Below are 16,264 nucleotides of genomic sequence, written 5' to 3'. Positions count from 1 at the left end.
TGATTTTCCGCCGCTTCACTATAGAAAATCTAATAACTTATAGAAGAACATTTCAACGAGTAGAAATGGGAAGGTAAATTTTTCTTCGCTTTACTACGAAAGAATTATAATACCTAAGTTTGAGTTAATTTTAGGCAATAATAGATTTATTATAGTTAAAGGTTAGGAGGTACATTCTGGCAAGTTCTGTGTAACACAAAAGGATGATTTTCAGCCGTTTCACTATGGAAAATCTAATAACGTGTAGGGGAACATTTCAACGAGTAGAAATGGGGTAGAAGTAACAGTATTTTGGAACGTTAAATAGAATTCATAAGTCTAAGCTCAAAATTATAAAAATACTAAGAAATTTTAATAACTCGCTGGGAGGATTGCTCAGACAAATTAAAATTTCTAAGTCTTTTTATAATTTGGAGCAAGACTTATTGAGTTTTATTTAAATCGTTCCCAAAATACTGTTACTTCTACCGGAATAAAGGCAAGGTAAGTTTTTCTCCGCGTTGCTACGAAAAAGAACTATAATACTTAGGCTTGAGTTAATTTAAGACGATAATAGATTTATTATAGGGAAAGGCTGTAGATGTATCCTGCCAAGTTCCGTGTAGTACAAGAGGATAATTTTCCGACGCTTTTTTCTAGAAAATCTAATAATATATAAAATAATATTTTAACTATTATAAATGAAAAAGGAAAAGTTACATTGATTTACTCTAAAATGAAAGGAACATTGGATGAATAAATTAGGTTTATATATACACATACCGTTTTGTAGGAGCAAGTGTCTTTATTGCGATTTCCCGTCGTATCCATGCATGGAAGAGTATATGGTACCATATGTAAAGGCATTGTGTCTAGAAATTGAAGAGGTAGCTAAAAATAAAGAATTTAGTAGTGCTTTTATTGGAGGGGGTACGCCAAGCTATTTATCTGTAGAAGCACTTCAAATATTGTCGCGTACTTTAAAAAAGGTAAAGAGAACTTCTGATTTTGAGTTTACAATTGAATGTAATCCAAATTCATTTGACGAAGAGAAATTGAAGATATTCAAGGATATGGGAGTAAATAGATTAAGTATAGGACTACAGGCGTGTCAAAATAGGCTTTTAAAAAAGCTTGGAAGAATACATAGCTTAGAAGATTTTACGTGTGGATTTAAACTGGCTAGAGAATTAGGATTTGAAAATATAAATGTTGATTTAATGTTTGGAATTCCAGATCAGAGCGTAGAAGATTTTAAGGAAACGTTAAAGTATATAGCTCACTTAAAGCCAGAGCATATATCTGCTTATAGTCTCATAGTTGAGGAAGGGACACCTTACTATAAAATGAATGAGCAGGGAAAATTAAAGCTTCCAGGTGAAGAAGCGGAGAGACAGATGTATGTATTGGCACGTGATTTTTTAAAGGAATCCGGATATAATCAATACGAAATTTCAAATTTTACAATTAAAGGAAAGGAATGTAGACACAATCTTATATATTGGGAACTCAATGATTACATAGGCTGCGGTGCTTCAGCACATTCCTATTTTAGGGGCTTAAGGTATAGAAACGAAGATAATGTGAGAGAATACATAAAGAAAAAATTGAATTATGAAAGTGTAGTGGTAGAAAAACATTTAAATTCATTGAAGGACAATATGGAAGAATTTATGTTTTTGGGACTTAGAAAAACAAAAGGGGTTTCAATAGAAGAATTTAAGAGAAGATTTAATGTAAATATGGATGATGTCTACGGTAACGTCATAAAAAAGTATACAGATGATAAAATGCTTATTTTTCATGAAAATCGTCTGTTTTTATCCGAATATGGCATTCAAGTATCCAATAGCATAATGTGTGATTTTATATTGCAGTGATATATGCACTAATTGCTAATAAAACTTAGAAAAAGAGTATAAAACATGGATAAACGGGCTATAAAGCTAAATTAAATATTTTTATCAAAATGCGTGAAGTTGACAAAGATAATGTCAGATGATATTTTATAAACATAGTCATTAGCACTCAAATGAAGTGAGTGCTAATAAAGAGGTGGATGATATGGAAATGGAGGAAAGAAAACTTAAGATTCTTCAGGCAATAATAAATGACTATATAAATAATGGTGAACCAGTAGGTTCAAGGACTATTGCTAAAAATTATAATCTTGGAATAAGTTCTGCTACCATAAGAAATGAAATGGCGGACTTAGAAGAAATGGGTTATATTGAACAACTCCATACATCTTCTGGAAGAAAGCCTTCAGATAAGGGCTACAGGTTGTATGTTGATAAGCTTATGGAAATACCTCGCATATCTTTAGAAGAAGAAATGTTCATAAGGGGTAAAATAATAAGCAGTGCACTTTATGAGATTGATAAGATTATAAAACAAGCGATGTCTTTGATTTCTGAGATGACAAAGCTTACATGTGTTGTAAAATCTTTATCAGCTAAAAAAAGCTGCATAAAAACAATAAGCTTAATAAATATAGAGCCGACTATAATTTTGTGTGTATTAGTAACTGATACCAGCGTAATTAAAAATAGTATTATTAGAGTTAATGCTGGCATTAGTAACAGGGATCTTGAGAGAGTATCAAATATTTTAAATTCAAAGCTTAAAGGACTTACTATTGAAGAAATCAATCTTGAAGTTATAAGCAATATTAAAAGAGATTTAAATGAATATGGTCATATATTTGATAGCATAATGCCTAATCTTTATGATATCTTGAAGGAAGCAGATTCAACTGAAGTTTATAAAGAAGGGGCTATGAATATATTTAATTATCCTGAATTTAAGGATATTGAAAAGGCTAAGGAATTTTTATCTGTAATTGATAATAGCCAAATTTTAGATAGCTTATTTAATATTTCTGGTGGAATTACCGTGAATATTGGTAATGAAAATAATATGGAAGAAGCTAAAGATTTTAGTATTGTTTCTTCTGTATATAGTTTTAATGGAAAACCACTCGGGACTATAGGAATTATAGGACCGACGAGAATACCTTATTCTAAAGTAATTAAAGTTATTACGGAAGTAGTAAACCAGGTTAATGATAATTTAAATAAAATGAATAATACTGATTAGAGTAAGAGGTGAGCTTATGAAAGAAAAAAATAAGAAGAAGTTATCAAAGGAAGATAAAAATGAGGTAAATTCTGCCGAAGATGCTTCCAAAGAAGAGAACATTGAAGAGGAAGTTAAAGATTCTAAAGTAAAAGGAACTGATGATTCCAAAGCAAAAGAAGGCGCTTCTATAGAAGATGAACTCAAGGCAGCTAATGAAGATTTAATTAAAGATAATAAAAAATTCAAAGATGAAAATGAAAAATTAAATAATGAATTAGATGCTGCAAAAGATAGATTCATGAGGTTAAATGCTGAATATCAAAACTATAGAAATAGAACTTCTAAGGAAAAAGAAGGCATTTATACAGATGCCTGTAGTGATGTAATAAATGAAATGCTTCCTACACTTGATAATCTTGAAAGAGCAACTGCTGCAGAAGGCAGTGCGGAAGACTTGAAAAAGGGTGTAGAGATGGTTATAAAGCAGTTTAAAGGTTCTCTTAAAAAATTAGGTATTGAAGAAATACCTTGTGATGAAGGTTTTGATCCTAATTTTCATAATGCAGTTATGCATATTGAAGATGAAAACTATGGAGAAAATGAAATAGTTGAGGTTCTTCAAAAAGGATATAAAAAAGGAAATAAAGTTTTAAGACATAGTATGGTTAAAGTTGCCAACTAAATATATAGGAGGTTTTTATAATGTCAAAAGTAATAGGAATTGATTTAGGAACAACAAACTCATGTGTAGCTGTTATGGAAGGTGGAGATCCAGCAGTTATCGCTAACTCAGAAGGTGCAAGAACAACTCCTTCAGTTGTATCTTTTCAGAAAAATGGAGAAAGATTAGTTGGACAGGTTGCAAAAAGACAGGCAATCACAAATCCAGATAAAACTATAATATCAATAAAAAGAAAGATGGGAACTTCTGATAAAGTTAGTATAGATGGTAAGGATTATACACCACAGGAAATTTCCGCTATGATTCTTCAAAAATTAAAGTCAGATGCAGAAGCTTATTTAGGAGAAAAGGTTACTCAAGCTGTTATAACAGTTCCAGCATATTTTAATGATAGCCAAAGACAGGCAACAAAGGATGCAGGAAAAATAGCAGGACTTGAAGTATTAAGAATAATAAATGAACCTACAGCAGCATCACTTGCTTATGGCCTTGATAAAATGGATACTAACCAGAAGATTCTTGTTTATGATTTAGGTGGAGGTACTTTTGATGTATCTGTACTAGAACTTGGAGACGGAGTTTTCGAAGTTAAATCAACAAACGGAAACACTCACTTAGGTGGAGATGATTTCGACCAAAAGGTTATGGATTACATTGCAGAAGAATTTAAAAAGAGCAATGGAATTGATTTAAGAAATGATAAGATGGCACTTCAAAGATTAAAAGAAGCTGCTGAAAAAGCAAAGATTGAATTATCATCTTCAACACAAACAAATATAAATCTTCCATTCATAACAGCAGATGCAACAGGTCCTAAGCACATAGACATGGACTTAACAAGAGCAAAATTCAATGAATTAACTGCTGGACTTGTTCAAGATACAATAGAGCCAATGAAGAAAGCACTTGCTGATGCAGGACTTTCAATAAGCGATATAGATAAAATAGTTTTAGTAGGTGGTTCAACAAGAATTCCTGCTGTTCAAGAAGCAGTTAAAAATTACACTGGAAAAGACCCATCAAAGGGAGTAAATCCTGATGAATGTGTTGCTATTGGTGCAGCTATTCAGGCTGGAGTTTTAACAGGAGATGTAAAAGACGTATTACTTCTTGATGTTACACCATTAACACTTGGAATTGAAACTTTAGGCGGAGTTGCTACTCCTTTAATAGATAGAAATACTACAATACCTACTAGAAAGAGCCAGGTATTCTCAACAGCAGCAGATAATCAGCCATCAGTTGAAATCAATATAGTTCAAGGTGAAAGAAAAATGGCTGCTGACAATAAGAGTCTTGGAAGATTCACTCTTGATGGTATAGCACCAGCTCCAAGAGGAGTTCCACAAATTGAAGTTACATTTGATATAGATGCTAATGGTATAGTAAATGTATCAGCTAAGGATAAGGGAACTGGAAAAGAATCACACGTTACAATAACAGCTTCAACAAACTTAACTGATGATGAAATAGATAAGGCTGTAAAAGATGCAGAAAAATTTGCAGAAGAAGATAAGCAAAAGAAAGAATCTATCGATGTTAAAAATAATGCAGATCAGATAGTATTCCAGACAGACAAAGCTTTAAAAGATCTTGGAGATAAAGTATCAGCTGAAGATAAATCAAATATAGAATCTAAGAAAGAAGCATTAAATAAAGTTAAAGACGGAAATGACACTGAAGCAATTAAGAAAGCAACAGAAGATTTAACTCAAGCTTTATATGCTGTAACAACTAAAGTATATCAACAAAACGGTGGAGCACAAGCAGGACCTAATGCAGGACCTAACCCAGGAGCAGGTGCAAATCCTAACCCGGGAGCACAAAATGCAAATGGTTCTGACGACAATGTAGTAGATGCTGACTTTAAAGTAGATAATGATAAATAGTATTTGAAAATATTTAAATTATGTATATAATAGTATAGGAAAGTTAGTAAAGAATTAAGGGAAAGGGTCTAAACCCTTCCCTTAATTTTGAGCTTTAAAAAGTTTATGTGTAATATTTAGGTGGTGAAAGGGATGGCAAATAAAGACTACTACGAAGTGCTTGGGCTAAAAAAAGACGCTAGTGATGATGAAATAAAAAAAGCATTTAGAAAACTTGCTATAAAATATCATCCTGATAAAAACCGTGGAAATAAAGAGGCAGAAGAAAAATTTAAGGAAATAAATGAAGCTTATCAGGTTTTATCTGATCCTAAAAAGAAAGCTAATTATGATAGATTTGGAACTGCAGATTTTAATGGAGCTGGCGGTGGCTTTGGAGATTTCTCTGGAGGCGGCTTTGGAGATTTTGGAGATTTAGGTGATATATTTAACTCGTTTTTTGGCGGCGGATTTTCAGGTGGAGGTTCAAGCAGTAGAAGAAAAAATGCCCCTCAACGAGGGAATGATATAGAATATTCTATAAATCTTACTTTTGAGGAAGCTGTTTTTGGTACAGAAAAATCTATAAATATAACTAGAAGTGAAAATTGTGAGACTTGTAATGGAACAGGTGCAAAGCCAGGTACTTCGCCAAAGACTTGTGATAAGTGCGGTGGAACTGGAACTATAAGAGTTCAAAGAAATACTCCTCTTGGAAGTTTTGTTTCTCAGTCAGCCTGTGATAAATGCGGTGGAACCGGAAAAGTAATTTCTGATCCATGCCACGATTGTCATGGAACAGGACATGTAAGAAAAAAGAGAAAGATAAGTGTAAAAGTGCCAGCAGGAGTTGACAATGGAAATGTAATGCCTTTAAGGGGGCAGGGTGAGCATGGCAAAAATGGAGGACCAGCAGGTGATTTATATATAAATATAAAAGTTTTACCTAGTAAGCAGTTTAAAAGAGAGGGCTTTGATATTTATATAGATACTCACATAAGTTTTCCAAAAGCTGCCCTTGGTACTGAGATGACTGTACCAACTATAGATGGCGGTGTAAAGTATACTGTCCCAGCTGGAACGCAGTCAGGAACTGTATTTAGATTAAAAGGTAAGGGCGTTCAGAAAGTTAATGGTTCTGGAAGAGGAAACCAATATGTAAAAGTAATAGTTGATACTCCAAAGAATATGAACGAAAAGCAAAAAGAAGCTTTAAAGATGTTCATGGAGGCAAGTGGAGAAACTAAAAGTGGAAAAAAGTCTGGTTTTAAGAGATTTTTTTAGCTATATAGATTAGGGAAACTCAATTAAACTCAGTTTATGAATATGCCTATAGCTACTAAGGTATGTTTATAAATTTCAGGTTTAAATGGTTTCCCTATAAATTTATTTCTTAAAATACATAAAGGAGAATTAAATATATGGATAAAGATTGGTTAGAAGTGAGTATAGTAACAAGCAGCGAGGCTGTTGAAGCTGTTACGGGGATACTCTATAATACTCCAGTTGAAGGGATATCTATTGAGGATTCCAATGATGTTGAATTTAAGAGAAAACATCCTGGAGATTGGGATTATTTCGATGAATCTCTTCTAAATGTAAAAAAAGGTGCTGTAATTAAAGCTTATTACAAACATAATGATGAGTTTGATGATAATATTAAATACATAGAAGAAAGCATTAATAACCTTCATGAGTTCGGTATAAATAAAGGTGAAGGAAAAGTATTTGTAAATAAAGTGAACGAAACTGATTGGGAAAACAATTGGAAGAAATACTATAAACCTACTAAAGTTGGTGCTAGAGTTGTTGTTAGACCAATATGGGAAGAGTATACTCCAAAGGATTATGAGCTTATGCTTACTATGGATCCTGGAATGGCATTTGGAACAGGAACACACGAAACAACAAGGATGTGTATTCAAGCTCTTGAAAAGTATGTAGAAGATGACAGTGAAGTATTTGATATAGGAACTGGTTCGGGAATTTTAGCTATAGCCGCTGCAAAATTGGGAGCTAAGCATGTAACAGGTGTTGATTTAGATCCAGTTGCAGTAAAGGCAGCAAAAGAGAATATTGAATACAATGATGTCCACAATATAGAAATACTCCATGGAGATTTAATGGAAGTTGTTAATGGAAAAGGTGATATTATTGTCGCTAATATAATAGCTGATGTAATAAATATTTTAATTCCAGATATAAAAAAATTCTTAAAGCCTGGAGGACATTTCATATCTTCTGGTATAATTAAAGATAGAGCAGAAGAGGTTATAGAGAATTTAAAGAAAAATAAATTTGAAATAGTTGAAGTTAACAATCAAGGAGAATGGATTTGTATAGTTGCTAAACTATAAAGGAGTGTTTTTTTAAAATGCATAAATTTTTCGTGGGAGCAGAAAATATTCATGAAAGCACTGCTTATATATATGGAGATGATGTGAAGCATATATATAAGGTGCTTAGGCTTAAAATCAAAGAAAAGGTAAGTATCAATGATTGCATTGGTCATGAATTCCTTGGAGAAATTGAAGATATAAATAAAGAGTGTGTTAAGGTTAAAATAATAGAGAAGCTTGATATAAATAACGAAAGTCCTTTAAACGTATATCTTTATCAGGGATTTCCCAAAGCAGCTAAAATGGATATTATAGTTCAAAAAAATTGCGAGCTTGGAATAAAAGAAATAATACCTGTTATTACGGAAAGAGTAGTTGTTAAAAAAGAGAAAGATGACAAGAGGAAGCTCGAAAGATGGAATAGAATAGCTTTTGAGGCAGCAAAGCAGAGTAAAAGGAGTATAATACCTGAAGTTAAACCTATTCTAAGCTTTGATGAAATGCTTGAAAAACTTAAAGATATGGATTTAATACTTGTTCCCTATGAAAATCAAGAAGAAATAGGACTTAAAAAGGTTCTTCAGAATATTGATAAAGATTCAATTAAAAATGCAGCAATAATAATAGGACCTGAAGGCGGTTTCGAAGAAGCTGAAATAGATAAATTAAAGTCTGTAGGAGCATATATAATTACCCTTGGACCTAGAATTTTAAGGACTGAAACAGCCGGTTTAGTTTGTAATTCATTAATTATGTATGAATTGTCCGATATTGGAGGAAAAATATAATGAAAGTTGCTTTTATTACTTTAGGATGCAGAGTTAACGCTTATGAAAGTGAAGCTATGGCAGAAAAGTTCTTAAAATCTGGATTTGAGATTGTAAATCATGATGAAAAAGCTGATGTTTATGTAATAAATACTTGTACTGTAACTAATATGGGAGACAGAAAATCACGGCAGATGATAAGTAAGGCTAGAAAGCTTAATAAAGATGCAGTTATAGCCGCTGTTGGATGTTATTCTCAAGTAGAACCTCAAAAGGTGTCTCAAATAGATGGTGTAGACATTGTACTTGGAACTAGAAATAAAGGGGACATAATCGATTACGTAAATGAATTTATGGATGAAAAAAAGCAGATAGTAAATGTTAAGGATGTTTTTAGAGATAAGAAATTTGAGGATTTAAATATAGATGAATATCAGGATAAAACTAGAGCATTTTTAAAAATACAGGATGGATGTAATAGATTTTGTTCATACTGCTTAATACCATATGCAAGAGGAGGAGTATGCAGTAAAGAACCAAGTAAAGTTATAAGTGAAATGAAAAGGCTTGCGGCACATGGTTTTAAAGAAATTATATTATCAGGTATACATATAGCTTCATATGGTGTTGATTTAAAAGAAGATTGGAACCTTATGGATATAATAGAGAAAGCAGAAGAAATTGATGGAATTGAAAGAATAAGAATAGGTTCTATAGAGCCGCGCTTTTTTGATGATGCAACAATAGAAAAAATTAAAAATATGAAAAAATTGTGTCACCATTTTCATCTTTCTTTGCAGAGTGGATGCACAGAAACTTTGAAGAGAATGAATAGAAGGTATACGGCAGAGGAATATAAAGCTATAGTGAATAAGCTTAGAGAGAATATAAAAGATGTTTCTATAACTACTGATGTAATAGTGGGTTTTCCAGGAGAAACCGATGAAGAATTTCAAGAAACATATGATTTTCTCCGTGAAATTCATCTTTCAAAGATGCATATATTTAAGTATTCACCAAGAGAAGGCACTAAAGCTGCAGCAATGAAAAATCAAATTGATGGCAAGGTGAAAGAAGCTAGAAGTGCAAGGCTTATTGAGCTTGATAAAATAAATGAAGAGAAATTTATGACCGGATTTTTGGGCAGAGAAATGAAGGTCTTGTTTGAGAAAAATTTTGAAAATCACTATAATTTGTACGAGGGATACACGCCTAATTATATTAGAGTAGTAGTGGAATCGGATGAGGATATATCTAAAAAAATACTCAAAGTAAAACTAATGAGCTTTAAAGATAACCACTTACGAGGAGAATTAGTGAATTAAAAATAGAGGAAATAGTAATGATTATGTTGAATATATTTACAAGGGGGTGAAAATATGGACGATTGTGTATTCTGTAAAATAGTAAAGGGAGAAATACCATCATCTAAAGTTTATGAGGATGATAAGGTGCTTGCATTTAAGGATATAAATCCTATAGCTCCCGTACATGTGCTTGTAATACCTAAAAAGCATATATCAAGTTTGAATGATGTAAATTCAGATAACAGTGAGCTTATAGGACATGTGTTTGAAGTAATATCTAAAATAGCTAAAGAGCTTGGTATTGATAAAGATGGATTCAGGGTTATTTCTAACTGTGGTGAAGCTGCAGGTCAAACAGTTCCTCATATTCATTTTCATCTATTAGCAAAGACAAAATTCACATGGCCACAATAATAAATGTTTTTTTATTTAGAAACACTATGATATTTTTGTAAAGCCCTTATTATTGTGAATTTATTGACAGTACAGCTTTACATGGTGTATAATAATTTGTGTGTTATTTAGCCCAATTAGCTGCATTACGTTTCAAATTTGAATTGTGCTAGCGGAGGGAGGGATATAGATGTCAGAAATAAAAGTTGGAGAAAATGAATCCTTGGAAAGCGCTTTAAGAAGATTTAAAAGAAAATGCGCTAGAGCAGGAGTTCTTTCAGAAGTAAGGAAGAGAGAACATTATGAAAAACCTAGCGTTAAGAGAAAGAAAAAATCTGAAGCTGCTAGAAAAAGAAAGTTTAAATAGTTTTGAAAGAAGGTACGTGAATGTCCCTTAAAGAAAAACTTCAAGAGGATTGGAAATGTGCTCTTAAAAGTAGAGATAAATTTAAGGCTAATGTAATCAGTATGGCTAAAGCTGCTATTTTGCAGGTAGAAAAAACTGATGGCGTAAAACTTAATGATGAACAAATCGTTGGAGTTTTAGCGAAAGAAGTTAAACAGAGACGAGAGGCTTTAGTTGAGTTTGAAAAAGGTAATAGACAGGACTTAGTTGACAGTACTAATGCCGAAATTAAGATTTTAATGGATTACCTTCCTCAGCAGTTGACTGAAGATGAAATTAGAAGTTTAGTTAAAGATGCAGTTTCTAGTGTTGGAGCTAATAGCATAAAAGATATGGGAAAAGTTATGTCTGCTTTAATGCCAAAAGTTAAAGGGCGTGCAGATGGTTCCATGATAAGCAAACTTGTAAAAGAGTTTTTAAATAATAAATAAGAAATTTAAAAAGATCTGGTAAATCCAGGTCTTTTTTTATTTTTTGAGGTAATTAAATGATTTTTACATTCATAAATTAGTATGAAAGTGTATGCGTTTAAGGGTGAGAGGATGAGTAAAAATAAATTATATAATTTCAGAAAAATGGTAGCAGAAAAACTTGACTTTCCAGGGGATGCTGTGATGTATACTCCCAAAATAAATATTTCAGTAACTGGTAACGGGGAAATAACTATTGAAAATTATAAGGGGATTATAGAATTTACAGATAAACTTATAAAAGTAAATACGGAAGTTGGAATCATAAATATAAGTGGTACTAATTTTGAAATTATTTTTATAAGTGGTAATACCATAATTTTAAGTGGCAAGTTTAAAACTATTGTTTATGGGGATGATAGAAATGAACTTTAAATTTGAAAGATTTAAAAATACTTATATTGTTGTTCGAGTTAGGACAGGTAATATAGAGAACTTTATAAATAAAGCATGGAAAAGTAAGATAGAAATAATGAACTTAGTGAGATTTAATGCCAATCTTATTCAATTTAAGATTCCTTTAAAGGATTATAAAAAAACAGTTAAAGTAGCAAGGGCAAGTGGTGGAAAGCTAAAAGTAGTGGGAAGATACGGTATAGGATTTTTGCTTTTTAAGCTCAAAAATAGAATTTCAATTTTATTTGGTATAGCTGCATTTTTGTTTTGTATATGCTATTTATCTACATTCATATGGGAAATAGACATAACCACCGAAAAGAACATAGCACCTTATGATGTAAGGCAGGATTTAAAAAGTATAGGTATATCCCCGGGAATTAAAAAAAGTAACCTTAATGTGTACAATATTGAAGAACAGCTTATGCAGAAAAATAATAATATTATGTGGGCAAGGGCTAGAATTTATGGATCTAAACTAAAAGTAAAAATAATTGAAAGACAGGAAATACCGGATGTAAAAAAGAGTAATGAAACGGGAGATGTTTTGGCAAAAAAGTCGGGGCAGATACTTAGAGTTTATACTACTTCGGGAACTGCTGTTGTTAAACCAGGTGATGTAGTAAAGAAGGGGCAAATGCTCATAAAAGGTGAGGAAGGAAAGGAAGACAATATATATAAAGTTAATGCTAATGGTAAAATAATAGCAAAAACTTTTAATGAGAATTCTGCGAAAGTTATGCTTACTAAGCATGAAAGAAAAAGGACTGGTAGGCAGGCAAAAAATTATTTTGTAATAATTGGGGGCAAAAAATTTTATTTGAAAAAAAGTGAAACTAAGTTTGATAAGTATGATAAAATAGTAGATGATAAATATCCCATAGGGATTGAAACTTATTATGAAGTAAATGATAAAATAGTAAAGTGTAATAAAGATGATCTTGTACGTAAGACATCAGAAAAGATATATGACAAAATGAAAGAAGATTTTGATATGGATATTAAAGTTGTAGATAAGATAACGGATTATAGTGTAAGCGGAAATGTATGCAAAGTAACGCTCGTAGTAGTGTGTGAAGAAGATATAGCAGATAATTAACTAAAAAAACTATTTATATTCGGGATAGGTATAAGGAACAAAAGGGTGAATTATAAAATGAAAATAGTTCAGTTAATGAAAAAAAATAAATTTATAAGAACAATTACTTTTCTCAGTGTTTTTGCTATTATATATGGCATATTGCTTACATCTCTTGATATGAGACAGTATTCATTAAAAGAAGGTGATATTGCAAAAAGCGATATAAAGGCAACTAGAGATGTAACCGATGCAGCAGCTACGGAAGAAAGGAAAAAGCAAGCTGTAGATTCGGTTGGGATTCAGTATACAAAAAAATCTGAAGTTGCATCTGATATTGTAGAGGATATAAACAATGACTTTACAAATATAAATAAAATTAAAGATGAAAATATCAATGATAATCAAAAGATGAGCCAGCTTAAGAGTTCTTTAAAGTCAGATATAGGAGATAAAAATATAAGCACTATTTTACAAACAAATAAGGATGATTTAAAGACTTTACAGCAATTTATAATAAAAACCATGAAGGATACTTATAATGGTGATATAAGGGAAGACAGTACTGCTGATGCAAAAAGGGCTAAAAATAATATTGAGGCTCAATTTTCTAATGAGAAGTTCTCAGGAAGCATTACGGATCTTGGTATAGCAATAGCGAATTCTTATGTACAGCCTAATATGTTTTTGGATTTTAAAAAGACTAAAGAAGTAAAAAACGAAGTAGCTAAAAATGTAGAAAATGTAGTTATAAAAAAGGATCAGCTAATTGTAAGAGAAGGCGAACCTGTAACAAAAAATGAAATTTCTATTTTACAGGATTTAGGGCTTCTAAATAATTCCGGTTTAAGTAATTGGTATATGTACATTATGCTTGCTGTTATGACGGCTGTAGTTTTATTTTTACAGTTATATTATATTAATAGATATTACAAAGACATATACAAGCAAACTAATAAAATTATAATGCTGTGTATATTGAATATATTTACAATTGTACTTGCTAGATCTATAGAAATAATTTCGCCATTTTTAGTACCATTTGCCTGTGCACCTATGCTTATGATATTACTTATGGACAGCAGAATAGCACTTTTTGAAGGTGTACTTAATTGTGTTTTTATTTCGGTAGCATGTAGATTCAATATTGAGGTTACCATAGTTGCAATTATGAGTGCTTTAATTGCGTGTACTACTTTGAAAAAAATGAAACAGAGAAATGATACTATATATGCGGCACTTTTTATAGCTATAATAAATGCTATAATGGCTTTTTCTATTGGATTTTTGCTCAGCAGCAATTTATTTGATAATTTTAAAAAAGCAGCTTTTGTATTTATAGGTGGTATAATGTCTGCAATATTAACTATAGGTTTTCTTCCTATATTTGAAAGTATATTTGATGTTGTAACGGATGTAAAGCTCCTTGAACTTTCAGATCCTAATCATCCACTTATAAAGAAACTGCTCATGGAAGCACCTGGAACTTATCATCATAGTATAATTGTAGCCAATATTGCAGAAGCAGCAGTAGAACAGGTTGGCGGCAATGCATTATTAACTAGGGTTTCTGCATATTACCATGATATAGGAAAACTTAAAAGACCGTATTTCTTTAAGGAAAATCAGATTGGAATAAAAAATCCACATGATAAAATAAATCCTAATTTAAGTGCTTTAGTTATAATTTCCCATGTAAAAGATGGAGTGGATATTGCAAAAGAATATAAGTTGCCGCAAATTATACAAGATGCAATACAGCAGCATCATGGGACAACTCTTGTAAAATATTTTTACTTAACGCTTAAAAATGCAAGTGATAATCCAGATGAAATAAAAGAGGAAAATTTCAGGTATCCGGGACCTATTCCTAGGAGTAAAGAAGTGGCAATTATAATGCTTGCAGATAGTGTAGAAGCAGCTGTACGTTCTATTCAGGAGCCAACACAGTGTAAAATAGAGGAAATGATAAATAATATAATCGAAGCTAGATTAAGTGATGGACAGCTAAATCAATGTGAATTAACTATGAGAGATATACAAAAAATAAGAAAAGCATTTTTAAAGTCTCTCCTTGGAATATACCATCAGAGAATTGAGTATCCTACAGATAACAAAAAACTTAAACAAAAAAGGCTTGAAGAGGGTAAAGATAAAATAAGTGAAGACAAAAATGCAATAAAGGTAAAAGGAGCTAGGTTATGATATACATAGACAACAGACAGGATAAGATTGAAGTCAGCGAAGAATTAAAAAAGACTATATGTGATGTTATAGATTATGCCTTAAAAGAAGAGGGCGTAAAAATAGACTATGAAGTTTCGGTAATATTTGTAGATAATGAAACTATAAGAAAAATAAATAAAGAAAATAGGGATGTTGATAGAGCAACAGATGTGCTTTCATTTCCAATGATTGAATATGATGCTGATAAAGTTTTTAAAGAAGTTTATAAAAAATGTGATTTTAGTGATGAATATTTTGATGATGGCAATCTTGTAATAGGCGATATTGCACTGTCACTTGAAAGAGCAGAGGAACAGAGAAGGGAATATGGTCATTCTTTTGAAAGGGAAGTTCTATATTTAACTGTTCATTCTGTACTTCATCTTATGGGATATGATCATATGATTGAAAGTGATAAAACGAGAATGCGAAAAAGAGAAGAAGAAATACTAACTCATTTTGATATATTAAGATAAAATTTTAGGATTTAGGGTGATGATTATGAAACCTAAGAAATTGGTGGATAGTTTCAATTATGCACTTGAAGGTATTATATATGCAGTAAGAACACAGCAGAATGTTAGAATTGACCTTGTGGCAGCTATTATGATATTAACTGTATGCTTTTTTACAAATTTAACTAGAGTAGAACTTTTAATTATAACAATAACAATAACTATGGTAATAAGCGCAGAACTTATGAATACGGCAGTGGAGGCAACTATTGATTTGACATCTAATTACTATCATCCACTTGCTAAGATTGCTAAGGATGTTGCAGCAGGTGCTGTAGTTGTTACAGCTGTAAATGCTGTTATTGTTGGGTTCATAATATTCTGGGATAAACTAGAGCCTGCAACAAATCACGTCATATATAAAATAAAAAATTGCAGTCCATACATGATATTTGTTATTCTTGTAATGGTATGCATATTAACTCTTATAATAAAGGCTATTTTTGGCGAAGGCACACCTTTAAAAGGCGGCATGCCAAGCGGTCACAGTGCTATAGCCTTTTCTTTAGCTACCATAATAACTCTTATATCACCTCAACCTATTGTTATTATATTAAGCTATCTTTTAGCAGTTATAGTTGCGCAGAGCAGGGTGGATTCAGAAGTACATTCGCCTCTTGAGGTTTTATGTGGTGGTGCTTTCGGAGTTTTAGTCACGTTAGCATTATATAGATTGTTTCATTAAAGCATACTGTGAATAAGGTTATAAGTGAATTTTGTGATGAAGATATGTAAATAATATTAGTTAAAAATATAA

Annotated in this window: 16 protein-coding genes; all 16 read left to right on the top strand. The window is 31.7% G+C overall.

What is annotated here, in order from left to right:
• Positions 1-731: 731 nt before the first annotated feature.
• The 16 genes from hemW to BEE63_RS03065 all read left to right on the top strand — a co-directional run bounded on the left by hemW (position 732) and on the right by BEE63_RS03065 (position 16,192).
• A complete protein-coding gene (gene hemW / locus BEE63_RS03140) occupies positions 732-1,859 on the top strand; it encodes a radical SAM family heme chaperone HemW (RefSeq protein ID WP_066019997.1) in 1,128 nt (375 codons plus the stop codon).
• A gap of 184 nt (positions 1,860-2,043) precedes the next feature.
• Positions 2,044-3,078 (top strand): heat-inducible transcriptional repressor HrcA, encoded by a 1,035-nt coding sequence (gene hrcA / locus BEE63_RS03135; protein WP_066019996.1) that lies wholly within the window; start codon positions 2,044-2,046, stop codon positions 3,076-3,078.
• Positions 3,079-3,094: 16 nt separating this feature from the next.
• Entirely contained in the window at positions 3,095-3,742 is a 648-nt protein-coding gene (gene grpE / locus BEE63_RS03130) for a nucleotide exchange factor GrpE (protein WP_066019995.1), read from the top strand.
• 20 nt (positions 3,743-3,762) lie between these two features.
• On the top strand, positions 3,763-5,631 hold the full coding sequence (gene dnaK / locus BEE63_RS03125) for a molecular chaperone DnaK (protein ID WP_066019994.1): 1,869 nt from the start codon (positions 3,763-3,765) through the stop codon (positions 5,629-5,631).
• A 132-nt stretch (positions 5,632-5,763) separates the two neighbouring features.
• Positions 5,764-6,894: a molecular chaperone DnaJ gene (gene dnaJ / locus BEE63_RS03120; protein WP_066019993.1), complete on the top strand. Its 1,131-nt coding sequence runs from the start codon at positions 5,764-5,766 to the stop codon at positions 6,892-6,894.
• Positions 6,895-7,031: 137 nt separating this feature from the next.
• Complete coding sequence (prmA, locus tag BEE63_RS03115) at positions 7,032-7,967, top strand: 50S ribosomal protein L11 methyltransferase (protein WP_066019992.1); 936 nt, start codon at positions 7,032-7,034, stop codon at positions 7,965-7,967.
• Positions 7,968-7,984: 17 nt separating this feature from the next.
• On the top strand, positions 7,985-8,737 hold the full coding sequence (locus BEE63_RS03110; protein ID WP_066019991.1) for an RsmE family RNA methyltransferase: 753 nt from the start codon (positions 7,985-7,987) through the stop codon (positions 8,735-8,737).
• Positions 8,737-10,041, top strand: a complete 1,305-nt coding sequence (mtaB, locus tag BEE63_RS03105; RefSeq protein ID WP_066019990.1) for a tRNA (N(6)-L-threonylcarbamoyladenosine(37)-C(2))-methylthiotransferase MtaB — start codon at positions 8,737-8,739, stop codon at positions 10,039-10,041. The genes BEE63_RS03110 and mtaB overlap by 1 nt, the downstream gene beginning before the upstream one ends.
• A gap of 54 nt (positions 10,042-10,095) precedes the next feature.
• Positions 10,096-10,437 carry a histidine triad nucleotide-binding protein gene (locus BEE63_RS03100; RefSeq protein WP_066019989.1) on the top strand — a complete coding sequence of 114 codons (342 nt, stop codon included), beginning with the start codon at positions 10,096-10,098 and terminating at the stop codon, positions 10,435-10,437.
• Positions 10,438-10,606: 169 nt separating this feature from the next.
• A complete protein-coding gene (rpsU, locus tag BEE63_RS03095; protein ID WP_010964600.1) occupies positions 10,607-10,783 on the top strand; it encodes a 30S ribosomal protein S21 in 177 nt (58 codons plus the stop codon).
• A 20-nt stretch (positions 10,784-10,803) separates the two neighbouring features.
• Positions 10,804-11,253: a GatB/YqeY domain-containing protein gene (locus BEE63_RS03090; RefSeq protein WP_066019988.1), complete on the top strand. Its 450-nt coding sequence runs from the start codon at positions 10,804-10,806 to the stop codon at positions 11,251-11,253.
• A gap of 81 nt (positions 11,254-11,334) precedes the next feature.
• Positions 11,335-11,667 carry a sporulation protein YqfC gene (yqfC, locus tag BEE63_RS03085; protein ID WP_431732474.1) on the top strand — a complete coding sequence of 111 codons (333 nt, stop codon included), beginning with the start codon at positions 11,335-11,337 and terminating at the stop codon, positions 11,665-11,667.
• On the top strand, positions 11,657-12,787 hold the full coding sequence (gene yqfD, locus BEE63_RS03080) for a sporulation protein YqfD (protein WP_066019986.1): 1,131 nt from the start codon (positions 11,657-11,659) through the stop codon (positions 12,785-12,787). The genes yqfC and yqfD overlap by 11 nt, the downstream gene beginning before the upstream one ends.
• Before the next feature lie 57 nt (positions 12,788-12,844).
• Positions 12,845-14,971, top strand: coding sequence for an HD family phosphohydrolase (locus tag BEE63_RS03075; RefSeq protein ID WP_066019985.1), 2,127 nt, complete (start codon positions 12,845-12,847; stop codon positions 14,969-14,971).
• Positions 14,968-15,468, top strand: a complete 501-nt coding sequence (ybeY, locus tag BEE63_RS03070) for an rRNA maturation RNase YbeY (RefSeq protein ID WP_066019984.1) — start codon at positions 14,968-14,970, stop codon at positions 15,466-15,468. The genes BEE63_RS03075 and ybeY overlap by 4 nt, the downstream gene beginning before the upstream one ends.
• Positions 15,469-15,493: 25 nt before the next feature.
• On the top strand, positions 15,494-16,192 hold the full coding sequence (locus BEE63_RS03065) for a diacylglycerol kinase (RefSeq protein ID WP_066019983.1): 699 nt from the start codon (positions 15,494-15,496) through the stop codon (positions 16,190-16,192).
• Positions 16,193-16,264 lie beyond the last annotated feature (72 nt).

It is taken from the genome of Clostridium pasteurianum, assembly GCF_001705235.1.
Classification (GTDB): domain Bacteria; phylum Bacillota; class Clostridia; order Clostridiales; family Clostridiaceae; genus Clostridium_S; species Clostridium_S pasteurianum_A.
The sequence above is the reverse complement of the archived record's forward strand: the minus strand, read 5'-3'. Positions and strand labels throughout refer to the sequence as shown.